Source organism: Caulobacter sp. SRI_008, from assembly GCF_057586355.1.
Genome location: NZ_JBYCZS010000009.1, coordinates 121,165 through 143,212, shown reverse-complemented (window position 1 = coordinate 143,212; position 22,048 = coordinate 121,165). Strand labels below are relative to the sequence as shown.

Here is a 22,048-nt window from a genome sequence, read left to right as displayed (position 1 = left end):
ATGCGGATCGACGACGAAGATCGGGCTGTCCTGGGGAGTTTGGCGGCCGACGGCCCCCGGATCATCGACCGGGCCGTGGCTTGGTGCGCCATCAACTCGGGAAGCCGTCACATCGCGGGCCTGGAGCGGCAGCGGCAGGTTCTTGCCGAAGCCTTCTCGGTGCTGCCCGCCGCCCCGACCGATATCCCGCTGACCGCCTCGCCCGAGATCGCCGCCGACGGGCGGGAGATCGCGCAGCTTCATCCGCCGGCCATCGCCGTCGTCGTGCGCCCGGAGGCGACGGTCCAGGTCGTGCTGACCGGCCACTACGACACCGTCTACCCCGAGACCTCGGCCTTCCAGACAGTCTCCACCCGTCCGGACGGCGCGCTGCACGGGCCTGGGATCGCCGACATGAAGGGCGGGATCTCGGTGATGCTGGCGGCTCTGGAGGCATTCGAGCGCCACCCCAAGGCAGCCAATCTGGGCTACCGCGTGCTGCTGTCGCCCGACGAGGAGATCGGCTCGATCGCCTCGGCCCCGGTGCTGGCCGACTTCGCGCGGCTGGGCCATGTGGGCCTGACCTACGAGCCGGCCCTGGCCGACGGGGCGCTGGCCAGCGTGCGCAAGGGCTCGGGCAATTTCCACGTCGTGGTCCACGGCCGCGCCGCCCACGCCGGCCGCGACTTCGCCTCGGGCCGCAACGCGGTGATGGAGGCCGCGCGTCTGGCCCAGGCCCTGCACGCCTTGAACGGCCGCCGCGAGGGGGTCACGCTCAACATCGCCAAGATCGACGGCGGCTCGCCGCTCAACATGGTGCCCGACATCGCCGTGCTGCGGTTCAACGTCCGCTTCCCCTCGGCCGTCGACGCCGCCTGGCTGGAGGGCGAGATCGCCGACATCGTCGCCTCCACCTCGGCCGACGGCCTGCACGCCCACCTGCACGGCCGCATCACCCGCGGCGCCAAGCCGTTCAACGCCGCTCAGGAGCGGCTGTTCGGCGCGGTGAAGGAGGTCGGCGCGCTGCTGGGCCAGGACATCGCCTGGAAGCCGTCCGGCGGCGTCTGCGAGGGCAACAACCTCTTCGCCTCGGGCCTGCCCAACATCGACAGCCTGGGCGTGCGCGGCGGCGACATCCACAGCGAGGCCGAGCACGCCTGGCCGGCCAGCTTCGTCGAGCGCGCCCAGCTCTCGGCGCTCACCCTGATCAAGCTCGCGAACGGCGATATCGACGCCCACGCGATCCGCGCGGCCATGGCCGCCGTACCGGAGATCCTCTGAATGCTCGTCGTCCGTCCCGCCGGTTCGGCGGATTTCGACTCCCTGATGGAGTTGGCCGTGCTGTCGGGGCGGGGCTTCACCAGCCTGCCCGAGGACGAGCCGACCCTGCGCGAACGCCTGGCCCTGTCGGAAGCCAGCTTCCAGGCCGGGGTCGCCCCGCCCGAGGCCTGGTACACCCTGATGCTGGAAGACCTGGAGACCGGCGTCATCGACGGCGTCGCAGGCGTCAAGGCCAGCGTCGGCCTCAAGCGGCCGTTCTTCTCGTTCCGCGTGGTGACCCTGGCCCAGTCGTCGCCGGTGCTGGAGATGCGCTTCGACCACAAGGCCCTCGTCCTGGTGAACGAATGCGCCGGCTGGTCGGAGGTCGGGTCGCTGTTCCTGCGACCGGAAAAGCGCAAGGGCGGGGCCGGGCGCCTGCTGGCTCAATCGCGCTACATGCTGATCGGCATCGAGCCGCAGCGCTTCGCCGAGATGGTGCTGGCCGAGCTGCGCGGCTGGTTCGACGAGGACGGCTCGTGCCCGTTCTGGGAGCACGCGGCCAGCAAGTTCTTCCGGCTGGATTTCGACCAGGCCGATCTGATGAGCGCCTCGACCAACGGCCAGTTCATCCTCGACCTGGCGCCGCGCCACCCGATCTACACCGAGTTGCTGGCCCCCGCCGCCCGCGATGTGATCGGCAAGGTGCACCGCGACGGCGAGGCCGCCCGGGCGATGCTGGAGCGCGAGGGCTTCCGCTACCAGGGTCTGGTCGACCTGTTCGACGCTGGCCCGACCGTCGCCGCGCCGCGCGACGACATTCGTACCGTGCGTGACGCCCGCCGCCTGCGGGTGAAGATCGGCGAGGATGCGTTCGGCGAGGAGGCCCTGATCTCGACCACCGACGTCGCCCGCTTCCGGGCGGTGCGGGCCGCCGTGCTGATCGACGGCGAGGCGGCGATCCTCGATCGCGAGGCGGCCGATGCTCTCGGCGTCGGCGAAGGCGACCATGTGCGGGTGAAGGCATGAGCGGCGTATATATCGACGGCGTCTGGAAGAGCGGGCAGGGGCCCGAGGCCGTCTCCACCGACCCGGCGACCGGCGAGGTCGTCTGGCGCGAGGCCACGGCCTCGTCCGTTGATGTCGAGGCTGCCGTGGCGGCGGCTCGCAAGGCCTTCCATCCCTGGGCCGACCTGCCGCGCGAGGAGCGGATCGCCATCCTGCGCCGCTACAAGGATGTGCTGCTCGAACGCGCTGCACCCTACGCCGAGACCCTGAGCCGCGAGACCGGCAAGGCGCTGTGGGAGACCAAGGCCGAGATCGGTTCGATGGCCGGCAAGGTCGACGCCTCGATCAAGGCCTATGACGAGCGGACGGGCGTCGCGGAAAACGCCATGCCCTTCGGCCGCGCCGTGCTGCGCCACCGGCCGCATGGCGTGATGGCGGTGTTGGGGCCGTTCAACTTCCCGGGCCATCTGCCCAACGGCCACATCGTGCCGGCCCTGCTGGCTGGCGACACCGTGGTCTTCAAGCCGTCGGAAGAGACGCCCCTGGCCGGCCAGTTGCTGGTCGAGGCGCTGGAGGCGGCAGGCGTGCCCGCCGGCGTCGTCAACCTGGTGCAGGGCGGACGCGAGGTCGGCCAGGCGCTGATCGATCAGGAGATCGACGGCCTGCTGTTCACCGGCTCGGCCCAGGCCGGGACCTTCTTCCGCCGCCACTTCGCCGACCGGCCCGACGTGATCCTGGCCCTGGAGCTGGGCGGCAACAATCCGCTGGTGGCCTGGCAGGCCGGCGACCCGGCCGCCGTCGCGGCCCTGGTGGCGCAGTCGGCCTTCATCACCACCGGCCAGCGCTGCTCGTGCGCCCGCCGCCTGATTGTGCCGGACGGTTCGGAGGGAGAGGCGATCGTCGAGGCCGTGCTGGCCCTGGTTCCAAAGCTGTCGATCGGTCCCTGGAACGGCGAGGAGCCCTTCATGGGCCCGCTGATTTCCGAACGCGCCGCCGGCCACGCCCTGGCCGCCGCCGGCCGCATCGAGGGCAAGCGTCTGCTGGAACCGGGACGTGTCGAGGGCCTGTCGGGCGCCTTCGTCTCGCCGGGCCTGATCGACGTTACCGGCGTCGATGTGCCCGACGACGAGATCTTCGCGCCGGTCCTGCAGGTGCGCCGCGTCGCCTCGTTCGACGAGGCGCTCGTTGCGGCCAACGCCACACGCTACGGCCTGTCGGCCGGGCTCGTGACCGAGAACCCGGCTCTCTGGGACCGATTCCTGGCGCGGATTCGGGCCGGGGTCGTCAACCTCAACCGTCCGACCACCGGCGCGGCCGGGACCATGCCGTTCGGCGGGCTGGGGGCTTCGGGCAACCACCGGCCCAGCGCCTTTTACGCCGCCGACTATTGCGCCTATCCGGTCGCCAGTTTCGAGGCCGGCGCGGTGCTCGACACGACCGGCGACATCAAGGGCCTTCGCCCGTGACGGCCGTCGAGGCCAATTGCGACGGCCTGGTCGGCCCGACCCACTCCTATGTCGGCCTGTCACCCGGCAACATCGCCAGCCAGGTCAACGCCGGCCAGGTCTCCGACCCGCGCGCGGCGGTGCTGGAGGGGCTCGACAAGATGCGCCGCCTGGCCGACTGGGGCGTGCCGCAGTTCGTGCTGCCGCCCCACGAGCGTCCGGACGTCGGTTTTCTTAAGGCGATCGGGTTCACGGGCTCCGACGCCGCCGTCATCGAGACCGCCTGGAAGACCGCCCCGGCCCTGGCCGCCGCCGCCTGCTCGGCCTCGCCGATGTGGGCCGCCAACGCCGCCACCGTGACGCCCAGCGCCGATGCGGCCGACGGCCGGGTGCACTTCACGCCCGCCAACCTGCTGACCAACCTGCACCGCAGCCTGGAAGGGCCGCAGACCGCCAGGGCTCTGCGCCGGCTGTTCCCGGACGAGGCCCGCTTCGCCGTCCACGACCCGCTGCCGACCCAGCCGCACTTCGCCGACGAGGGCGCGGCCAACCACGTGCGGCTCTGCGCCGAGCACGGCGCGAGCGGCGTCAACCTGTTCGTCTGGGGCCGCGAGGCCTGGGAGCACTGGAGCGGTGCCTATCCGGCCCGCCAGACCCGCGAGGCCTTCGAGGCGATCCAGCGCCGCCACGCCGCCGCCCGCGCCGTCTTCCCCCGCCAGGGCCGCCGCGCCATCGCCGGCGGGGCCTTCCACAATGACGTCGTCTGCGTCGGCACGCGCGAGACCCTGTTCTTCCACGAGGCCGCCTTCGAGGATCGCGCCGCCATGGAAGCGCAGGTCCGCCGCGCCGCCGAGGGCCTGTTCGAGCCGGTGTTCGTCGAGGTCTCCGAGGTCGACCTGCCGATCGAGGACCTGGTGAAGAGCTATCTCTTCAACTCGCAGCTTCTCGTCCTGCCTGGCGAGGACCGCCTGGTGCTGCTGGCGCCCGGCGAGACCCGCGACAATCCCCGCGCCCGCGCGGTCGCTGAGGGGCTGCTGGCCTCCAACGGCCCGATCGGTCGGGTGGAATACGCCGACGTCCGCCAGAGCATGCGTAATGGCGGCGGTCCCGCCTGCCTGCGGCTGCGGGTGGTGCTGACCGACGAGGAACTGGCCGCCGCCAATCCCGCCCAGCGGTTCGACGCGGCCCTACACGCGCGCCTGGCCGACTGGGGCGCTCGACGCTACCGCGACCGCCTGGCGCCGGCCGATCTGGCCGATCCGTCGCTGTTGATCGAAAGCCGCGAGGCCCTGGACGAGCTGACCGCGATCCTAGATCTCGGCGGCGGCTTCTATCCCTTCCAGAGAGACGCATGAGCTTCTCTATCCGCCCGACCCGCGCTTACGACGCGATCCCGGTCGCCGCCGTCCATCGCGCCACGGCCGCGATGCCAGGCGGCATCGCGCGCCAGCCGGAGGAGATCACCGACGGCTATATCGACCGGATTCTGCACGAAGCCCTGGCCGACGGCGTGGGCTTGGTGGCTGTGGACGAAGGCGGCGTCGTCATCGGCGAGATCCACGCCGTACGCATTCCGGTGAAGCTGTTCTCGCACGTGCTGTCGGACCTGACCGTGGCCGTGCATCCGGACTGGCGGGGCAGGGGCGTCGGCTCGGCCCTGTTCCAGGCGTTGTTTGCGGCCGCGCGGGCGATGGATCCGCCGATCGTGCGGGTGGAGCTGGGGACCGGCGCCGGGAACGCGGGCGCGATCCGGCTCTATGAGCGGCTGGGGTTTCGCATCGAGGGCCGGCTGGAGAAGCGCGGCCGGTTCCCGGACGGGACGTTCGAGGACGACATCGCGATGGGGCTGATCCTCTGATCCCTCTCCCCTTGCGGGAGAGGGTGGCCTCGCGGAGCGAGGTCGGGTGAGGGGTCTCTCAGAACGTTCCGCGCGACCCCTCATCCGTCGGCTTCGCCGCCACCTTCTCCCGCAAGGGGAGAAGGGTCAGGAGGCGATCTCGCTCGCCGTCATCGCCTTGACGCCGATCTCCTCAAGCCCCGCCAGCAACCGCCGCAAGGCCGAAATCCGGAACGGTTGCCCGGTCACGTACGGCGTCAGGGTGAAGCCCAGCACCCGCCCGCCGAACCGCTCGGCGCCGTCGGCCAGATAGCTGGCCGCCTCCAGCACCTGGCCCGCCCACTCGTCCTCGGTCTGGCGGCGGTCGATCATCAGCGACCGGTCGTCGAGTTCGTTGGACAGCGGCAGGCCGATCACCTCGCCGGCGTCGGTGGTCATGGCCACCGGAACCTCGTCCTGCTCCCAGTCCAGGCAGATGTCGAAGCCCGCCGCGCTGATCAGGTCGAGCGTCGCGAACGACTGCTGCCGGGCCGGGCTCAGCCACGCGCGGGGTTTGAGCCCCGCCGCGTCGAACCGCGCCCGCACCTCAGCCACCCAGGCGGCCTCCGTCTCGCGATCGAGGCCCCCCCAATGAATGTGGGTGGTCGACAGGCCATAGGCGGCGATCTCGTGGCCGTCGGCCAGGATCGCCTCGACCAGGGGCTTCAGCCGCTCCAGCTGGTCGGCGTTGATCGGGAAGGTCGCCTTCAGCCCAGCGGCCTTCAGGGCGTCGAGGATGCGGTAGACGCCCACCCGGTTGCCGTAGTCGCGCGTCGTGTAGTGGCGCAGGTCCGGATAAGGGGTGACCATAGCGCCGGGGTGCTTGAACGGCTTGCCCGGTGGATTGAGCGGATGGTGCTCGATCGGCACGACGATCATCGCCGCCACGGCCGAGCCGCCCGGCCAGGCGATCGGGGGGCGCACCGTCGAGGGCCGCCAAGCGTAGCGGTCCTGGTCCATGCCGTAGGACCTGTGCGGATAGATCAGATGCTCGTCAGGCAGTGGCATGGTCGAACCCCGTTCCTGGCGTGGCCAGGCCGCGCGCGGCGATGTCGGCCACGGTCTGGTCGAAGTAGTTTTCGCGATAGTGCTGCGCGATCTCGCGAGCCGTGGTGATCCACACCTCGTCGTGGCCGGCGATGTGGCGCAGGGCCTCCTCGAACGGCCGAATGCGGTGCGGCTGGCTGACGAGATAGGCGTGCAGCGGGATGCACATCACCGTGCCCGACTTTTCGCCCTCTTCCAGCAGTTGGTCGAAGTGGCGCTTGAGCACGTCGGCGTAGCGCCAGGGGCTCATCGACAGCGCGCCGTAGGTGATGACGTCGTTGACCTCGAGCGAATAGGGCATCGAGATCAGCTTGCCGGTCTTGGTCTTCACCGGCTGGGGCTGGTCGTCCTGGAAGAGGTCGCAGGTGTACCAGAAGTCGTTTTCGGCCAGCAGGTCGAAGGTCTTTTCGGTGTGGGTCAGGGCCGGGGCCAGGTAGCCGCGGATGCGCTGGCCGGTGGCGGCCTCGACCGAGCGGATCGAGTCCTCGATCACCGCCCGCTCCTGAGCCTCGTCCATGCCGTAGGAGAAGCGGGTGTTGTAGATGCCGTGGCTGAAGAACTCCCAGTTCCGCGCCACGCAGGCCTCGATGATCTCAGCGTGATGGTCGAGCAGGCCCACCGACAGCGAGATCGAGCCGCGCATGCCGTACTTGTCGAGCAGCTCCATCAGCCGCCAGTGGCCGACCCGGTTGCCCCAGTCGCGCTGCGAATAGCCCACCACGTCCGGCGACGGCTTGGGCCAGCCCGGACGCTGCGGGTTCTTGGGCGGATCGAACTCGTAATATTCGATGTTGGGCGCGATCCAGAAGGCCAGCTTCTTGCCGTCCGGCCAGACGATCTTGGGCCGGTCTCTGTAGGGCCAATGGTCGTAGAGGTTGGGATCGGCCTGCATCTGACGCTCCACTCAGCCGGCGGCGTAGGCCGCGCCGGTCGTGACCATTTCAGCAAGGCCGATGCGGTCGTTCACCCCGCCCATGTCGATCATCCGCTCTGCGAACGGACGCGTCGCGCCATTGGCCTTCAGGCTAGCCAGGAAGGCCTCGGCCGTCGGCACCAGGGCGCGCACCAGGGCGCCGGGCGAGATCACCAGCTTGAAGCCGATATTGCCCAGCTCCGTCACGTCGAGCAGCGGGGTCTTGCCGCCCTCGACCATGTTGGCCAGTAGCGGCACGCGCCCGGCGAAGGCATGGGCGATGGCGCTCATCTCGCCCAGAGACCGAGGGGCCTCGACGAACAGCACGTCGGCGCCGGCCTCGACATAGGCGTGGGCGCGGTCGAGCGCGGCTTCGAAGCCCTCGACGCCGATCGCATCGGTGCGGGCGATGATCAGGGTCTGGTCGCTGGCGCGGGCGTCGAGCGCCGCGCGGATCTTGCCCGACATCTCCTGGGTCGAGACCAGGCCCTTGTCCGACAGGTGGCCGCACTTCTTGGGGAAGGTCTGGTCCTCGAGCTGGATGGCCGAGGCCCCCATGCGCTCGAAGATCCGCACCGTGCGCTGCACGTTGACGGCGTTGCCGAAGCCGGTGTCGCCGTCGACGATCAGGGGCAGGTTCACCCGCTCGGACACTCGGCCGACCACGTCGGCCACGTGGTCGAACGACACCAGGCCGATGTCGGGCCGGCCCAGCTGCGTATAGGCGATCGAGGCGCCGGAGAGGTAGACGGCCTCGAACCCGGCCTGCTCGATCAGCAGGGCCGAGAGGGCGTCATAGGCGCCGGGGGCCAGCAGCGGCGTGTCTTGGGCGAGGCGGTCGCGCAGGCTCATGCGGCGGCTCCCTTCAGGCGTCGTTTCAGGTGGGGGATCAGGCCGCCGTCGTCGATCATCGCCATCAGGTGCGGCGGGATCGGCGTCAGGGCGTAGGTCTTGCCCGTGGTGATGTTCTCGAGGCGTCCAGCGACCGGATCCAGGAGGATCCGATCGCCGTCCGTCATCTCGCCGACCTGGGGAAACACGAAGGCCGGCAAGCCGAGGTTGATGGCGTTGCGGTAGAAGATGCGGGCGAACGAAGTCGCAAGCACCGCAGAGACGCCAAGGAGTCGAAGGGAGACGGCCGCCTGCTCGCGCGACGAGCCGAGGCCGAAGTTTGCACCGGCGAACACCACGTCACCGGGCCGCACAGTGCTGGCGAAGTCCGGGGCGATGGCGCGCAGGCAATGCTGCGCCAGCTCGGTCGGCGGCAGCTTCATCAGGTTGCCCGGGGCGAGCAGGTCGGTGTCGATGGCGTCGCCGAAGACGAAGGCGCGGGACATCAGGCGGCTCCCGTCAGATAGGGGCGGGGATCGACGATGCGGCCGGCCGTGGCGGCGGCGGCCACGGCGTAGGGCGAGCCGAGATAGACGTTCGCCCCCGCGTGGCCCATCCGGCCCTGGAAGTTGCGGTTGGTCGAGGAGATGCAGGTCTCGCCCTCGGCGAGGATCCCCGCGCCCATGCCGGCGCAGGCGCCGCAGCCCGACGGCATCAGCACCGCGCCGGCCGCCAGCAGGGTCTCCATCACACCCTCGCGGGCAGCCAGTTCGGCGGTGCGGGCCGAGCCCGGGGCCACCAGCAGCCGCACGCCCGCCGCCACGCGGCGCCCCCGCAGCACGGCGGCGGCCATCCGCAGGTCCTCGATCTTGGCCCCGACGCAGGCGCCGATATAGGCTTGGTCGATGCGGACCTCGGTAAACTCGGTCGCGTCGCGGGTGTTGGCCGGGGAGTGCGGCGCGGCGATCTGCGGCGCAAGGTCCGAGGCGTCGAAGCGATGGACGGCGGCGTAGGTCGCGTCGGCATCCGAATGCAGGGCCAGGGCCGCCGCCTCGTCCGTCACCGGCGCGCCGCGCGCGGCCAGATAGGCGAAGGTCACGGCGTCCGCCGCCACGACCCCGGTCTCGGCGCCCAGCTCGGCGGCCATGTTGGCCAGCACCATGCGCTCGGCCATCGGCATGGCCTCGACCAGCGGGCCGGCGAATTCCACCGCCTTGAAGGCGTTGTCCATGCCCAGTTCCCGGCACAGGAACAGCATGACGTCCTTGGCCGTCACGCCCGGCTGGAAGGCGCCGGTCCACTCGACGCGGATCGTCTCCGGAACGGCCAGCCAGGTCTCGCCCGTGGCGGCGATGGCGGCCATGTCGGTGGCACCATAACCGGCGGCATAGGCCCCGAAGGCCCCGGCCGTCGGCGTATGGCTGTCGCCGCCGGCGATGAAGGCGCCCGGACGGATCAGGCCGTGCTCGGGCAAAACAAGGTGGCAGATGCCGACCATGTCGAAGAAGGCCGAGACGCCATAGTCGCGGGCGAAGTCGCGCGTGCCTTTGAGGATCGCCGCCGATTCCGCATCGACGGCCGGCACGTAGTGGTCGGAGACGATGGCCACCTTGGACGGGTCCCACAGGCCCACGCCCAGCTCTTCCAGCAGGGGACGCCAGCGGCGCGGGCCGCTGCTGTCGTGCGCGAAGGCCAGATCCACCTTGGCCGTCACGAGGTCGCCGGCGCGCACGCTCGGCAGGCCCGCGGCCTTGGCGATCACCTTCTCGACGAGCGTCTTGCCGCCCACTTGGCCAACCAACCTAATCGCCTCCCGGTCAAATCCAGCGGCGACCGGGGTAGGCGCGGGGCCCCCGGCTAGAAAGGCGGAAGTTCAGATCAATTGCTGTGCGGTCATTTCCGGCCGCCGGAGGACTACGATGCCCCTCGACGCCGCTCGCACCATTCCCGCCTTCGACTGGAAGGACCCGCTCGCCCTCGACGCCCGCCTGACCGAGGACGAGCGCCTGATCCGCGACGCCGCTCGCGCCTATGCGCAAGAGCAACTGCTGCCGCGTGTGGTCAGCGCCTATGCCGACGGCCGCTTCGATCGCCAGATCATGACCGAGATGGGCGAGCTTGGCCTGCTCGGCTCGACCCTGCCGGAAGAATACGGCGGCGCGGGCGTCAGCCACGTGGCCTACGGCCTGGCCGCCGCCGAGATCGAGGCCGTCGACAGCGGCTATCGTTCGGCCATGAGCGTGCAGTCCTCGCTGGTCATGTACCCGATCTACGCATTCGGTTCGGAAGAGCAGAAGCGGAAGTGGCTGCCGGGCATGGCGCGCGGCGAGCTGATCGGCTGTTTCGGCCTGACCGAAGCCGACGGTGGCTCCGATCCCGGCTCGATGCGCACCGTGGCCCGCGAGGTCGACGGCGGCTACGTGCTCAACGGCGCCAAGATGTGGATCACCAACAGCCCGATCTCCGACGTCGCCCTGGTCTGGGCCAAGCTCGACGGCGAGATCCGCGGCTTCCTTGTCGAGCGCGGGACCGAAGGCTTCACCACCCCGAAGATCGACGACAAGCTGTCTTTGCGCGCCTCGATCACCGGCGAGATCGTCCTGCAGGACGTGCTGGTGCCCGACGACGCCATCCTGCCGAACGTCAAGGGTCTGCGCGGACCGTTCTCGTGCCTCAACAAGGCCCGCTACGGCATCGCCTGGGGCGCGATGGGCGCGGCGCGTTTCTGCCTGGAGACCAGCGCCGCCTATGTCGCCGACCGCGTCGTCTTCGGCCGTCCGCTGGCCGCCCGCCAGCTGATCCAGAAGAAGCTGGCCGACATGCAGACCGAGATCGCCCTCGGCTTCGAAGGCGCCCTGGCCCTGGGCCGCCGCCTCGACGCCGGCGACTGGGTGCCGGAAGCCATCAGCCTCTTGAAGCGCAACAACTGCGGCAAGGCCCTGATCATCGCCCGCGAGGCCCGCGACATCCACGGCGGGGCCGGCATCTCCGGCGCCAGCCACGTGATGCGCCACGCGGCCAACCTCGAGACGGTCAACACCTACGAAGGCGCGGCCGACGTCCACGCCCTGATCCTGGGCCGGGCGATCACGGGGATCGCCGCTTTCTGATCGCGCGAGATCCTCGTCCTTCGACAAGCTCAGGATGAGGATCTCGACTGAACCGCCGTTTCCGTAGCCCTCATCCTGAGCCTGTCGAAGGACGAGGGCGGTTCCACAATCGAGACCGCCATGAAGCACCAGACCATCCGCGGCAAGATCCTCTACACTTCGCGCAAGCCGGGCCGCGAAGGCCAGGAGCGGGGCCGCGAGCACTTCTCCATGACCCGCCACACCGACGGCAAGGTCACCATCCGCGCCCAATGCGAGATCGAGGAGCCGGATCCCACCGTCCTGCGCGACGCCGTCTACTCCCTCGACGAGAACAATCGCCCGATGGACTTCCACCTGCGCCTGACGGTCGGCGACAAGTTCATGGGCTCGGGCTGGTTCCGCTTCGGCGACGACTTCATCGAGTGCGAGAGCTATGGCCCGTCGATCGGCCGCCTGTCGCAGCGCGTGCCGATGAACGGCCATTTCGACGGCTTCGGCACCCATCCGATCATCGGCGACGCCTACATGTGCAAGGTGATGGACGTCGCCAAGGGGCCGCACAAGCGCAAGCTTCGCGTCTTCCTGCCCTCGGTCGACCATCGTGGTGCGACCCCGCCGCAGATCGTCGAGAGCGGCATCACGCTCGAATATGTCGGCGACGAAGAGGCGACCACGCCGGCCGGAACCTTCGCCTGCCGCCACTTCCGCTTCCTCGGCGAGGACGGCGGCATGGTCAGCAAGGACGGCGAGCATCCGACCTACGACATGTGGGTCACGGCCGATGAGGACTCGCTGTTCGTGAAGGGCGGCGTCGGGGGGTACATGCAGACCTGGTACGAACTGGTGGAGTTGGAGCGGTAGGGGCGCAGTCGCAAATTCCTCTCTCTTAGAGAGAGGGAGGGGCCCGCCGCGAAGCGGTGGGAGGGTGAGAGGTTTCACCGCTTGCCGGCAAATCCCGGCTGGTGGTGGAAACCTTCAACAGACCGCGACATTGCCTTGAAGTGGCGAAGCTTTTCGCCAACCAAACATGCGCGGAACAACCGCGCTCGATCCTGAGAGATTATAACCGCTCACCCTCCCACGCCTGCGGCGCGGGCCCCTCCCTCTCTCGATGAGAGAGGGGCGAAAAAGGGAGCTCACCGCTCCGGAAACACCGGCTTCCGCTTGGCCAGGAACGCCGTCCGGCCCTCGATGAAATCCGGCCCCGACACCGAGGCCACGAACGCCGCCCGCGTCGCTACGTCGTCCTCGACCGCGCCGGCCAGGATCGCCCGGATCGTCGCCTTGATCGCCCGCACCGAGCGCTGCGACGCCGCCGCGATCTCGGCCGCCTTGGTCGCAACGGCGGCCGGAACATCCGCTTCAATCGCGTCGATCAGGCCCAGCCGCAGCGCCTCCTCGGCCCCGAGCAGGCGTCCGGTGAACAGGATGTCCCTGGCCGCCGACGCCCCGACGGCGTCGACCAGGCGCTTGGTGTCTTCCAGGCTGTAGGTCAGGCCCAGCTTGGCCGGGGTGATCGCCAGCCGCGCGTCCGGCGCGGCGATCCGCAGGTCGCAGGCCAGGGCCACGGCCAGGCCGCCGCCGACGCATGCGCCTTCGATGGCGGCCAGCACCGGCTTTTCCAAGCCAGCGATCGCCCCGATCCCGGCCGCGATGGCGGCGTTGTAGTCGGCCGCGCTCTGCGGCGTGGCATAGACCGCCTCGAACTCGCCGATGTCGGCCCCGGCCGCGAAATGGCCGCCACGGCCGGTGATGACCAGCACCTTGGCCTCTGAGGCGGCGAAGGCCGCGCAGGCGTCGGGCAGGGCGCGCCACATGGCCAGGGCGATGGCGTTGCGCTTGGCCGGCCGGTCGAAGGCCAGGGTCGCGACGTCGCCGTCGATGGTCAGGGTCAGCGCCCCGTCGGCGAAAGCGGTCATCGGAAGGCCTCCGGAACGGCGGCTGAGGGCAGGGCTTCGGAGAGCCGTGCGGCCAGCGCTTGGGTAGCGCCGTCGGTCATACCGATCACCTGCAGCGACAGCGGCAGGCCGTCGGCCTCGCCGGCCGGCAGGGCGAAGGCCGGGGCGCCCAGCACGTTGCCGAGCGCCGTGAGGTCGGCCTGGCTGGCTGGAACCGCGTTGCTGAAAGCGAAAGCCTGATGCGGTGTTGTCGCCGTCAAAAGTCCGGTATAGGGCGCTGTCGCAGCGAGGATTTTCCGTCTGCTTTCAGTCAGAAGTCGATAGGCCTCGGCCAGCTTGGCCGGCGTCTGGCGCGCGCCCCAAGCCAGCAGTGATCGCAGCTCCGGCGTGAAGCCTTCCGGGTCCAGAGCCAGGGCGCGGCGATGCTCGACGCCGCCCTCGACCTCGCTGATCAGCAGACCGGCGCGGCGCAGGGCGCCCAGGTCCAGATCGTCGATTCGCAGCTTCTCCAACCGCCAGCCGGCGGCCGTAAGGGCTTCCAGCGTGCGGGCGAAATTCTCCGCCACCGCCGGTTCCAGCTGCACCAGGCCGTCGAGGTCGAGCACCGCCAGAGGCCGGCCGTCCGGCGCGGTCGTGGTCGCCACGCCGCAGGCCTGGGCGATCAAGGCCGCGTCCGCCGCCGAGCGGGCGTGGACGCCCACGTGGTCCAGCGTCCAGGACAAGGCGGTTACCCCGCCTGTCGCGATCGCGCCCAGGGCCGGCTTGTAGCCCACGACGCCGCAATAGGACGACGGCAGGCGCACGCTGCCCATGGTGTCGGTGCCCAGGGCCGCCGCGCACAGCCCGGCCGCCACGGCGGCCGCCGAGCCGCCCGACGAGCCGCCGGGGGTGAAGCCGGCGCGATGTGGGTTCTCGCAGCGCCCCAGGAAGACGTTGTCGTTGGTCGCGCCCAGCGCGGCCTCGTGCATGTTCAACGTGCCGAGGATCACCGCCCCGGCCGCCCGTAATTGGGCCACGCAGGCGGCGTCGGTCGGCGCGACATTGCGGGCGTAGGCTTTGATCCCCGCGCTGTGGACCAGACCTTCGACGGCGATGTTGGCCTTCACGGCGATCGGCGCGCCGTCGATCGGCGACAGCGGCGTTCCGGCCGCCCAGCGCTGGGCGCTGGCTCGGGCCTCGGCGCGCGCGCCGGCCGCGTCCAGTTCGACCACGGCGTTGATCGCCGGGTTCAGCCGCTCGATCCGCGCCAGATAGGTCTCGGTCACGTCGACGGGGCTGAGGCCCGCCGCGTAGAGCGCCGGCAGGCCGGCGACGCCGGCCGCGACGATGGGGTCGGAGAAGCTCGCCACCTCAGTAGCGCTCGTCGATCAGGCGGATCGGCTTCTGGCGCACGTCGATCTGGGTCAGGCCGGCCGTGGCGCCCTTAGGGGCCAGCTCGATCTCGACCTCGATGCCGATCTTGCGCTTGAGGATCTCGCCGTAGAAGCTTGCGATATCTCGCCATTCGGACGTGTCGGCCGTGGTCTCGGCGGTCACGGCGAAGCTGTCGCGGCCGGTGGCGTCGCGACGCGCGCGGCAGATGAACTCGCCCGCGAAGGCCGGCGCGTGCTCCAGCATCGCCCCCACGCCCTGCGGGAAGATGTTGATCCCGCGGATCTTGACCATGTTGTCCGATCGCCCGAGGAAGCCCTCGATGCGCTGGAACACCACGTCGATCGACGACGGTTTCGGGATCGCCCGGGTCACGTCGTGGGTGTTGAAGCGGATCAGCGGATAGAGGTCGTCCTTGAACAGGCAGGTGACGACCATGTCGCCCAGCTCGCACGGGGCCACGGCCGCGCCGGTGTCGATGTCGCAGATCTCCAGATAGTGGGCGTCTTCATGGACGTAGAGGCCGTCGCGGTCGGGGCCTTCGCCGGCGATCAGGCCGGTGTCGCCGACGCCGTACCAGTCGAAGCACTTGGCGCCGCCCCAGGCCTTCTCCATCGCCGCCCGGTCCTCGCGGCCCAGGTGCGCCGAGATCAGCCGCACGGGGATATCGCGCCCGGGCTCGATGCCCATCTCCAGCGCCGTGTCGGCCAGCTTCTTCAGATAGTCGCCGAAGCCCACCAGCACGGTGGCCCCGAAGCGCTTCATCACCTCGACCTGCTGGGCCGAGCGGGTCTCGACCCCGGTGCCGGCCGACAGGAAGGTCGCGCTGGTCCAGCGGGTCACGGCCTCGCGCACATAGTGGCCGCCGTTGATCATGCCGTGGCCGTAGACCGAGTGGATCACGTCGTCCGGCCGCAGGCCCTGGAACTGGTAGTTGCGGGCCAGCAGCAGGTTCTGCACCTCGCGGCTCTTGGGCCCGAACAGCAGCACTTGCGGCGATCCCGTGGTGCCGGAGGTGGTGTGCAGCATCACCGGCGGCCGCTGGCCTTCGGGGTAGCCCTCGAAGCCGGCGAAGTCGCCGAACGGGGGCTTGCGCTCCAGCGAGTCCATGATGTCGGACTTGTCGAAGCTGGGCAGGCCCGGCAGGTCGTCCAGCGAGCGGATGTCGCCGGGCTGGACGCCCGCCGCGCCCCACAGGCGCTGATAGAAGGGCGTCTTCCAGGCGCGATCGACGCAGCGCAGGAACAGGCGGTTCTGCCGCCAGCGCAGCTCGTCGCGGCTGGTGGTGGTGGCGAACTGGGTGAAGGCCTCGCCGATCGGGTGGTCGGCGACGAGGGCGGGGTAGTCGAGCGACTGCCAGTAGGTCTGGTGAGACATGAGAACCTTGGGGGAGAAAGCTAGCCGCCGCTGGCGAGGAGGAAGACCTCGCGGGCGTCGGCCAGGGTGTCGAAGCGGTCGAAGAGGTCGGTCAGCGGGGCGTGGGCGGCCTCCATGCCAACGAAGGCCAGGCATGAGCGGGACTTTTCCAGGTGCTCGTCGCGGCTCATCGGGAAGTCGGGCGAACCGAGCTGGGCGGTGACGTCGAGCACGATCTCGCGGCCGTCCTTCAGGCGGGCCACGGCGCGGGCCGGCACGAAGGCGGCGGGATCGGGATTGCCGTCGCTCTCGACGACGATGCGAGCGGCCAGGGCCAGGACGTCCGGCTCGTTCAGGCGCTGCGGCGTGTAGTCGTCCAGGCCCACGCGGCCGCGGGTCAGCATGACGGCGGCCAGATAGGGCAGGCAGAGGCGGGCGTAGGCGGTGTCCATCTCCGGCTTGGCGATGCGGCCCACCAGGTGGCGGATCAGCGGCGGGGCCGAGTAGGTCAGGCTCTCCAGATCGTCCGGACCGACGCCGTGCTCGGTCGCCAGCTTGCGCACGGCCACCAGCCCGCCATGGCAGGCGCGGCCGGTGGGGAAAGGCTTGCAAGACACCTCGGCGATCCGGCGGCGGCTCGGCAGGTCGGCCAGCACCGGCCCGAGGTCGAAGCCGGCCTCGAACAGCGGCAGGTAGCCGAACGGACCCTCCAGCCAGTCGCGCGGACCGGGCAGGCCGGCCTGCGCGACGTCGATGGCCTGTAGCGCTGAGCGGGCCGCCGCAGCGATCTGGACGGGCAGGGCGGGCTTGCCCTCGGTGTGGGCCTGCATGGTGCCGCTGCTGAAGGCCAGGGCGTAGCCCATGGCGTCCATCGCCGTCTCGCGCGGCAGGCGCTTCAGCCGCGCCAGCGCCGCTGTCGCCCCGAACACCCCCGCCGTCGCCGGCCGGAAGAAGCGCAGGGCGGTCGTGGCGGCCACGCCCAGGGCGATGGCGACGTCGACGCCCGCGACCATGGCCGCCAGCACCTCTTCGCCGCTGTAGGGACCCGAGCGGTCGAGTTCGGCCATCAGGGCCGGCACGATGGTCGGCAGCGGATGCAGCACGGCCTTCTCGTGGACGGAGTCGTACTCCTGGCCGTGCAGTTGGAAAGCGTTGACGAAGGCGGCCTGGGCTGGCGGGATGCGCACGCCGGGCCTTCCGAGCACGAGGCCCGCGCCTTCACCGCCCCAGCCGCGCGCAGCCGCCAGGATGGCGTCCGAATAGGCAGCGCCCGCGCCGGCCGCGCACACCGCCACGGCGTCGTGCAGCAGCCGGCGGGCGTCGGCCTGGACGGCGTCCGGCAGGGCCTCCCAGCGTAGGGACAGGGCGTGGTCGACGAGGGCTTCGGCGGCGATCATGCGGCGACGCTAGCAGCGGCGCCGGTCGCCTTCGGACGCGGCGTTCGGGTTTGCGCGCACAGCGGACAACGGCGCGGCTGTCCGCCAGACGGCCAAATGCGAAATCCCCATCGCGCGCGGGCGGGACGGGTTCAGCCTTCCTTCTGCGGACTATCGGGGGATCGTCCGCAAGCCGGGAGAGCCGCCATGCTGATGCGTGTTCTGTTGCTGTTGACCAGCGCGTTTCTGCTGATGGAAGCCGGACCGATGCTGCTCGACCAGATGGAACGCGAGCGGACGGAATCCTGACGTCTTCCTCTTCCAACTTGCCCGTCGTCCCGGCGCTCTGGTCGGGACGGCGGGCTTTTGGAAGGGGGAGGCCCGGCAAACGTCTGCCACCACCCCCTCAATCCGACTTTCCCCGCGAAGGCGGGGATCCAAGCAGACGTTCAGGATGGGGCGAGGCCGTGGACGAGCCGCAAGCTCGGCTTGGATCCCCGCCTTCGCGGGGATGCTCGGTGAAAAAGTAGCCGAGAGTTTCTGAAGTCCGGATCAGTCTAGCGTTCCAGCCACCCCGCCGGACCGGCGCCCAGCGCGGGCGGGACCGGGTCGATCACCGCCGGCTCGTTGCCGAACAGGATCGGCGTGCCGACGATCTCGTTGCCGTCGGCGTCGCGCGACAGCATGCCCCGCGTGGCCAGGGCCGGATCGTCGAAGGCCTCCTTCAGGGTCCGAACCGGCGCGAAACAAACGTCGCGGCCGTCAAACCAAGTTTCCCACTCGACTCGCGTCCTGGTGATGAAAGCCTCGCGCAGGAAGGCCCGCAGGGGCTCCTGGCCGGGGCCGGGCTGAAGCTCGGCATAGGGCAGCAGGTCGAGGCGCTCCAGGCCCGCCAGCAGGTTGCGGGCGAACTTCACCTCCGAGCCGCCCAGGCAGATCCACTGGCCGTCGGCGCATTCGTAGAGGCCGTACATGGCGTTGCCGCCCCACGAGCGCTCGTCCTTGGGAACATGGGCCTCGCCCGTGGCGAAGATCTTGCCGGTGACGTTGGGCGTCCAGGCCAGCACGCTGTCGTACATGGCCACGTCGACATAGTCGCCCAGGCCGGTCTTCTCCCGCCGCAGCAGGGCCATCAGCACGCCCGAGAGCGCGGTGAGGCTGGCCAGGGCGTCGGCGGCCGGCATGTTCGGCGGGGTCGGCTTGCCGTCGAAGCCTTCGCTCAACGACACCATGCCGGCCAGGGCCTGCACCGCGATGTCGTGGGCCGGCTTGTCGCGATAGGGGCCGGTCTGGCCGAAGGCCGAGATCGCCACATAGACGATGCCCGGATTGCGCGCCTTCACGGCCTCGTAGTCGAAACCCAGCCGCTGGATGACGCCGGGCCGGAAGGCCTCGACCACGACATCCGCTTCGGCGGCGAGGTCGAGCAGCAGGGCGCGGCCCTCGGCGGACTTCAGATCAACTTGGAGGCTGCGCTTGCCGCGGCTTGTGTTGCGGAACCAGACGCTCGTCCCGTTCTTGCGATAGCCGATCTCGCGGGCCGGATCGCCTTCGCCGGGCGGTTCGATCTTCAGCACGTCGGCGCCGTGGTCGGCCATCATCAGGGTCAGCATCGGCCCCGGCAGGAAGAGCGACAGGTCGAGGACGCGGACGCCTTCCAGCTTCACGAGGCAGCTCCCAGCACTTCGTCAGTATGTTCGCCGAGCTTCGGCGCGCGGACGCCAGGCATCCGCTCGCCGTCGATCTTCACGGGGCAGGCCAGCATCGCCAAGCCTTCCGCGCGGTCAGGATGGGCGACCACGTCGCGCATGCCGACCTCGGCCACGAACGGGTTGTCCAGCGCGTCCATCATTTCCAGGATCGGCGCGAACGGGACCTTGCCGCCGAGCAGGGTTGTCCACTCGGCCGTGGTCTTGGTCCCGAACAGGACGTCCATCGCCTCGCTCAGCGCCGGACGGTTGGCGTGGCGGCTGGGGATGTCGGCGAAGCGCGGATCGGCCTTCAGCTCGGCGGCGCCGGCCAGGTCGCACAGCGCCTCCCAGAACTTCGGGGTCTGGCACATGACCAGGCCCCAGCCGTCGGCGGTCTTCACCGCCTGCGACGGTGCGATCGACGGGTGGGCGCCGCGCGGCAGGCGCTGGACCTTGTAGCCCTCGTTCATCGCCCAGACGGCGGGATAGGAGAGCTGGTGCAAGGCCACGTCGAACAGCGAGACGTCGACGTCGCAGCCTTCGCCCGTCGTGCGGGCCGAAAGCAGGGCGCTGACCACGCCGAAGGCCAGCATGGTCCCGGTCATGAAGTCGACCATCGACACGCCCAGCCGCGCCGGCGGCGCGTCGGGCTCGCCGGTCAGGCTCATGAGCCCGGCCTCGGCCTGCATCAGGTAGTCGTAGCCCGGCCAGCCGGCCCGGCTGTTGCCGCGTCCGTAAGCGGAAAGGTGGCCGCAGACGATGGCGGGGTTCACCCCCTTCAGGTCGTCATAGGTCAGCTTCATCTTGCCCGGCTGGTCGCCGCGCAGGTTGTCGACCACCATGTCGGCGGCCGCCACCAGACGCTCGAAGGCCGCGCGGCCGTCGGGGGTCTTGATGTCCACGGCGATGGACTTCTTCGACCGTGAGAAGGTCTGGAAGAACTGGCTGTCGGCCGTTCCCAGAAAGAACGGGCCGGTGGCGCGGCTGACGTCGCCGCCCATGGCCGGGGCCTCGATCTTGACGACCTCGGCGCCCAGTTCGGCCATCAGCTGGGTGGCGTAGGGGCCGGCGCCGTACTGCTCGACGGCCAGCACCTTGATCCCGGCCAGGGGGCGACGCACTTGACCAGCCATCAGACCGGGTTCCGAGCCACGAGCTGGCGGGCGATGATGATCCGCTGCATCTCGTTGGTGCCTTCGCCGATGCACATCAGCGGGGCGTCGCGGAACAGCCGCTCGATCGGATATTCCTTCGAGTAGCCATAGGCGCCGTGGATGCGCATGGCCTCGGTGGCCACCTCCAGCGCCGTCTCCGAGGCGAAGTACTTGGCCATGCCGGCTTCCATGTCGACGCGCTCGCCGCGGTCGTAGGCCTTGGCGGCGTCTTCCACGAGCAGCTCCGAAGCGCGGGTCTTGGCCCCCATCTCGCCGAGCTTCAGCTGGATGGCCTGGTGCTGGGCGATCGGCTTGCCCATGGTCTTGCGCAGCTGGGCGTACTTGACGCTTTCCATCAGCGCGCGCTTGGCGATGCCGACCGAGCGGGCCGCGACGTTGATGCGGCCAATCTCCAGGCCCCCGGTGGCCATGACGAAGCCCTGGCCTTCCTCGCCGCCGACCAGGCACAGCTCGGCGTCGCAGCGATAGTCCTCGAAGATGAACTCGCCGCTGTCGATGCCCTTGTAGCCCAGCTTCTCCAGCTTGCGGCCGTTCGTGACGCCGGCGATGGGGGCGCGGGTCTCCGGATCGATCTTCGGGGTGATGAGCATGCTCATCCCCTTGTGGCGCGGCTGGGCTTCCGGATCGGTCTTCACCAGCAGGGCCGAGACGTGGCCCTCGATGGCGTTGGTGATCCAGGTCTTGGTCCCATTAACCACGTAATCGCCGCCGTCGCGCTTGGCGACGGTGCGGATGCCCTGCAGGTCGGTGCCGGCGTCCGGCTCGGTCAGGCCCAGGCAGCCGCGCATCTCGCCGCTGGCGAAGCGGGGCAGCCAGAAGTCCTTCTGCTTCTGCGTGCCGAACTTCTGCACCACCATGGCCATCATCAGGTGCGAGTTGAAGACGCCCGTCAGGCTCATCCACTCGGCGCTGATCTTGGTGACGATCCGCGAATAGGTCAGGGCCGACAGCCCCAGGCCGCCGTATTCCGGGTCGATCAGGGCCCCGAAGAGACCCAGTTCCTTCATGTCCTCGACCAGGGCATGGGGATACTCGTCGTCGTGCTCGAGCTGCATCGCCACGGGGGCGACCTTCTTTTCGAGCCACTTGTCGATGGCGTCGAGGATGGCGCGTTCGTCGGCTTCCGAGATCTCGCTCATCCTAGTAGTTCCCGACCTTGTCCTCGACGGCGTGGCCGCGCGCCGGGATCAGCATGTTGCGCTTGAAGGTGCAGACGACCGTGCCGTCCTGGTTGATGCCCGTGGTCAGGATCGTGACGATGCCCTGGCCGGGGCGCGACTTGCTCTCGCGCTTGGCCAGCACCTCGCTCTCGCCATAGATCGTGTCGCCGGCGAACACCGGGGCGCTGAACTTCACTTCGTCCATGCCGAGGTTGGCGATGGCCTTCTGCGAGACGTCGGTCACGCTCATGCCGATCAGCAGGGCCAGGGTGTAGGGGCTGACCACCAGGTTCTTCTTGAACTCCGAGGCCTTGGCGAACTCGGCGTCGAAGTGCATCGGGTGGGTGTTCAGCGTCAGCAGCGTGAACAGGTGGTTGTCGTACTCGGTCACCGTCTTACCGGGGCGGTGCTCGTAGACGTCGCCGACGATGAAGTCCTCGAAATAGCGGCCGAAGGTCTCGCGGTAGCGCTGCGGACCGACCTCTTTCCAGTTCTGCGACATGGGGGAGTCTCCTAGGTCTAAGCGCGGCAGGAATTTCCCGAAGGGAAATTCCCACCTAAAAATTGAGCGTG

At 69.7% G+C, this 22,048-nt stretch carries 20 protein-coding genes; 7 read left to right on the top strand and 13 right to left on the bottom strand.

The annotated features are described in order from the left end of the window. From AC2YHT_RS10230 to AC2YHT_RS10210, 5 genes are read left to right on the top strand one after another with little or no spacing between them, the layout of a single operon-like run. Nucleotides 1-1,260 (top strand): hydrolase, encoded by a 1,260-nt coding sequence (locus AC2YHT_RS10230; RefSeq protein WP_487289550.1) that lies wholly within the window; start codon nucleotides 1-3, stop codon nucleotides 1,258-1,260. Beyond that, nucleotides 1,261-2,265 (top strand): arginine N-succinyltransferase, encoded by a 1,005-nt coding sequence (locus AC2YHT_RS10225; RefSeq protein ID WP_487289549.1) that lies wholly within the window; start codon nucleotides 1,261-1,263, stop codon nucleotides 2,263-2,265. It begins immediately after the preceding gene. Continuing rightward, nucleotides 2,262-3,710, top strand: a complete 1,449-nt coding sequence (astD, locus tag AC2YHT_RS10220; protein WP_487289547.1) for a succinylglutamate-semialdehyde dehydrogenase — start codon at nucleotides 2,262-2,264, stop codon at nucleotides 3,708-3,710. The genes AC2YHT_RS10225 and astD overlap by 4 nt, the downstream gene beginning before the upstream one ends. Continuing rightward, nucleotides 3,707-5,044, top strand: a complete 1,338-nt coding sequence (locus AC2YHT_RS10215) for an N-succinylarginine dihydrolase (protein WP_487289546.1) — start codon at nucleotides 3,707-3,709, stop codon at nucleotides 5,042-5,044. The genes astD and AC2YHT_RS10215 overlap by 4 nt, the downstream gene beginning before the upstream one ends. Next, a complete protein-coding gene (locus AC2YHT_RS10210; RefSeq protein ID WP_487289545.1) occupies nucleotides 5,041-5,547 on the top strand; it encodes an N-acetyltransferase family protein in 507 nt (168 codons plus the stop codon). Before AC2YHT_RS10215 ends, AC2YHT_RS10210 begins: the two co-directional genes overlap by 4 nt. A gap of 126 nt (nucleotides 5,548-5,673) precedes the next feature. On the opposite strand, the gene AC2YHT_RS10205 is transcribed toward AC2YHT_RS10210, so the two are convergent. Genes AC2YHT_RS10205 through AC2YHT_RS10185 form a run of 5 tightly spaced genes read right to left on the bottom strand, consistent with a single transcriptional unit; the run spans nucleotide 5,674 to nucleotide 10,157 of the window. Continuing rightward, entirely contained in the window at nucleotides 5,674-6,573 is a 900-nt protein-coding gene (locus AC2YHT_RS10205) for a polysaccharide deacetylase family protein (RefSeq protein ID WP_487289544.1), read from the bottom strand. Next, nucleotides 6,560-7,504, bottom strand: coding sequence for a polysaccharide deacetylase family protein (locus AC2YHT_RS10200; protein ID WP_487289543.1), 945 nt, complete (start codon nucleotides 7,502-7,504; stop codon nucleotides 6,560-6,562). Before AC2YHT_RS10200 ends, AC2YHT_RS10205 begins: the two co-directional genes overlap by 14 nt. A gap of 12 nt (nucleotides 7,505-7,516) precedes the next feature. Then, nucleotides 7,517-8,377 carry an isocitrate lyase/PEP mutase family protein gene (locus AC2YHT_RS10195; RefSeq protein WP_487289541.1) on the bottom strand — a complete coding sequence of 287 codons (861 nt, stop codon included), beginning with the start codon at nucleotides 8,375-8,377 and terminating at the stop codon, nucleotides 7,517-7,519. Beyond that, nucleotides 8,374-8,862 carry a LeuD/DmdB family oxidoreductase small subunit gene (locus AC2YHT_RS10190; protein WP_487289540.1) on the bottom strand — a complete coding sequence of 163 codons (489 nt, stop codon included), beginning with the start codon at nucleotides 8,860-8,862 and terminating at the stop codon, nucleotides 8,374-8,376. Before AC2YHT_RS10190 ends, AC2YHT_RS10195 begins: the two co-directional genes overlap by 4 nt. Next, entirely contained in the window at nucleotides 8,862-10,157 is a 1,296-nt protein-coding gene (locus AC2YHT_RS10185; RefSeq protein ID WP_487289539.1) for an aconitase/3-isopropylmalate dehydratase large subunit family protein, read from the bottom strand. Before AC2YHT_RS10185 ends, AC2YHT_RS10190 begins: the two co-directional genes overlap by 1 nt. A gap of 118 nt (nucleotides 10,158-10,275) precedes the next feature. Here AC2YHT_RS10185 and AC2YHT_RS10180 point away from each other — a divergent pair, with 118 nt between their 5' ends. Beyond that, nucleotides 10,276-11,466 carry an acyl-CoA dehydrogenase gene (locus AC2YHT_RS10180; protein WP_487289538.1) on the top strand — a complete coding sequence of 397 codons (1,191 nt, stop codon included), beginning with the start codon at nucleotides 10,276-10,278 and terminating at the stop codon, nucleotides 11,464-11,466. 120 nt (nucleotides 11,467-11,586) lie between these two features. Further along, nucleotides 11,587-12,309 (top strand): hypothetical protein, encoded by a 723-nt coding sequence (locus tag AC2YHT_RS10175; protein WP_487289537.1) that lies wholly within the window; start codon nucleotides 11,587-11,589, stop codon nucleotides 12,307-12,309. A 275-nt stretch (nucleotides 12,310-12,584) separates the two neighbouring features. On the opposite strand, the gene AC2YHT_RS10170 is transcribed toward AC2YHT_RS10175, so the two are convergent. The 8 genes from AC2YHT_RS10170 to AC2YHT_RS10135 all read right to left on the bottom strand — a co-directional run bounded on the left by AC2YHT_RS10170 (nucleotide 12,585) and on the right by AC2YHT_RS10135 (nucleotide 21,977). After that, a complete protein-coding gene (locus tag AC2YHT_RS10170; RefSeq protein ID WP_487289536.1) occupies nucleotides 12,585-13,367 on the bottom strand; it encodes an enoyl-CoA hydratase/isomerase family protein in 783 nt (260 codons plus the stop codon). After that, nucleotides 13,364-14,695, bottom strand: coding sequence for an amidase (locus AC2YHT_RS10165; RefSeq protein ID WP_487289535.1), 1,332 nt, complete (start codon nucleotides 14,693-14,695; stop codon nucleotides 13,364-13,366). The genes AC2YHT_RS10170 and AC2YHT_RS10165 overlap by 4 nt, the downstream gene beginning before the upstream one ends. Nucleotide 14,696: 1 nt before the next feature. Next, complete coding sequence (locus AC2YHT_RS10160) at nucleotides 14,697-16,094, bottom strand: phenylacetate--CoA ligase family protein (protein WP_487289534.1); 1,398 nt, start codon at nucleotides 16,092-16,094, stop codon at nucleotides 14,697-14,699. Nucleotides 16,095-16,114: 20 nt separating this feature from the next. Continuing rightward, complete coding sequence (locus tag AC2YHT_RS10155) at nucleotides 16,115-17,470, bottom strand: MmgE/PrpD family protein (protein WP_487289533.1); 1,356 nt, start codon at nucleotides 17,468-17,470, stop codon at nucleotides 16,115-16,117. 536 nt (nucleotides 17,471-18,006) lie between these two features. Further along, on the bottom strand, nucleotides 18,007-19,116 hold the full coding sequence (locus AC2YHT_RS10150) for a CaiB/BaiF CoA transferase family protein (protein WP_487289532.1): 1,110 nt from the start codon (nucleotides 19,114-19,116) through the stop codon (nucleotides 18,007-18,009). After that, nucleotides 19,113-20,273, bottom strand: coding sequence for a CaiB/BaiF CoA transferase family protein (locus AC2YHT_RS10145; protein ID WP_487289531.1), 1,161 nt, complete (start codon nucleotides 20,271-20,273; stop codon nucleotides 19,113-19,115). The genes AC2YHT_RS10150 and AC2YHT_RS10145 overlap by 4 nt, the downstream gene beginning before the upstream one ends. Further along, entirely contained in the window at nucleotides 20,273-21,454 is a 1,182-nt protein-coding gene (locus tag AC2YHT_RS10140) for an acyl-CoA dehydrogenase family protein (protein ID WP_487289530.1), read from the bottom strand. The genes AC2YHT_RS10145 and AC2YHT_RS10140 overlap by 1 nt, the downstream gene beginning before the upstream one ends. 1 nt (nucleotide 21,455) lies before the next feature. After that, nucleotides 21,456-21,977, bottom strand: coding sequence for a MaoC family dehydratase (locus tag AC2YHT_RS10135; RefSeq protein WP_101715660.1), 522 nt, complete (start codon nucleotides 21,975-21,977; stop codon nucleotides 21,456-21,458). Between the last annotated feature and the right edge of the window lie 71 nt (nucleotides 21,978-22,048).

What these genes read in the sequence shown, in the direction of transcription:
- astD (WP_487289547.1), top strand. Translation starts at nt 2,262, where the DNA reads ATGAGCGGCGTATATATCGACGGCGTCTGGAAGAGCGGGCAGGGGCCC.
- AC2YHT_RS10135 (WP_101715660.1), bottom strand. Translation starts at nt 21,977, where the DNA reads ATGTCGCAGAACTGGAAAGAGGTCGGTCCGCAGCGCTACCGCGAGACC.
- AC2YHT_RS10225 (WP_487289549.1), top strand. Translation starts at nt 1,261, where the DNA reads ATGCTCGTCGTCCGTCCCGCCGGTTCGGCGGATTTCGACTCCCTGATG.
- AC2YHT_RS10180 (WP_487289538.1), top strand. Translation starts at nt 10,276, where the DNA reads ATGCCCCTCGACGCCGCTCGCACCATTCCCGCCTTCGACTGGAAGGAC.
- AC2YHT_RS10155 (WP_487289533.1), bottom strand. Translation starts at nt 17,470, where the DNA reads ATGATCGCCGCCGAAGCCCTCGTCGACCACGCCCTGTCCCTACGCTGG.
- AC2YHT_RS10175 (WP_487289537.1), top strand. Translation starts at nt 11,587, where the DNA reads ATGAAGCACCAGACCATCCGCGGCAAGATCCTCTACACTTCGCGCAAG.
- AC2YHT_RS10195 (WP_487289541.1), bottom strand. Translation starts at nt 8,377, where the DNA reads ATGAGCCTGCGCGACCGCCTCGCCCAAGACACGCCGCTGCTGGCCCCC.
- AC2YHT_RS10190 (WP_487289540.1), bottom strand. Translation starts at nt 8,862, where the DNA reads ATGTCCCGCGCCTTCGTCTTCGGCGACGCCATCGACACCGACCTGCTC.
- AC2YHT_RS10230 (WP_487289550.1), top strand. Translation starts at nt 1, where the DNA reads ATGCGGATCGACGACGAAGATCGGGCTGTCCTGGGGAGTTTGGCGGCC.
- AC2YHT_RS10210 (WP_487289545.1), top strand. Translation starts at nt 5,041, where the DNA reads ATGAGCTTCTCTATCCGCCCGACCCGCGCTTACGACGCGATCCCGGTC.
- AC2YHT_RS10170 (WP_487289536.1), bottom strand. Translation starts at nt 13,367, where the DNA reads ATGACCGCTTTCGCCGACGGGGCGCTGACCCTGACCATCGACGGCGAC.
- AC2YHT_RS10140 (WP_487289530.1), bottom strand. Translation starts at nt 21,454, where the DNA reads ATGAGCGAGATCTCGGAAGCCGACGAACGCGCCATCCTCGACGCCATC.
- AC2YHT_RS10160 (WP_487289534.1), bottom strand. Translation starts at nt 16,094, where the DNA reads ATGTCTCACCAGACCTACTGGCAGTCGCTCGACTACCCCGCCCTCGTC.
- AC2YHT_RS10205 (WP_487289544.1), bottom strand. Translation starts at nt 6,573, where the DNA reads ATGCCACTGCCTGACGAGCATCTGATCTATCCGCACAGGTCCTACGGC.
- AC2YHT_RS10145 (WP_487289531.1), bottom strand. Translation starts at nt 20,273, where the DNA reads ATGGCTGGTCAAGTGCGTCGCCCCCTGGCCGGGATCAAGGTGCTGGCC.
- AC2YHT_RS10200 (WP_487289543.1), bottom strand. Translation starts at nt 7,504, where the DNA reads ATGCAGGCCGATCCCAACCTCTACGACCATTGGCCCTACAGAGACCGG.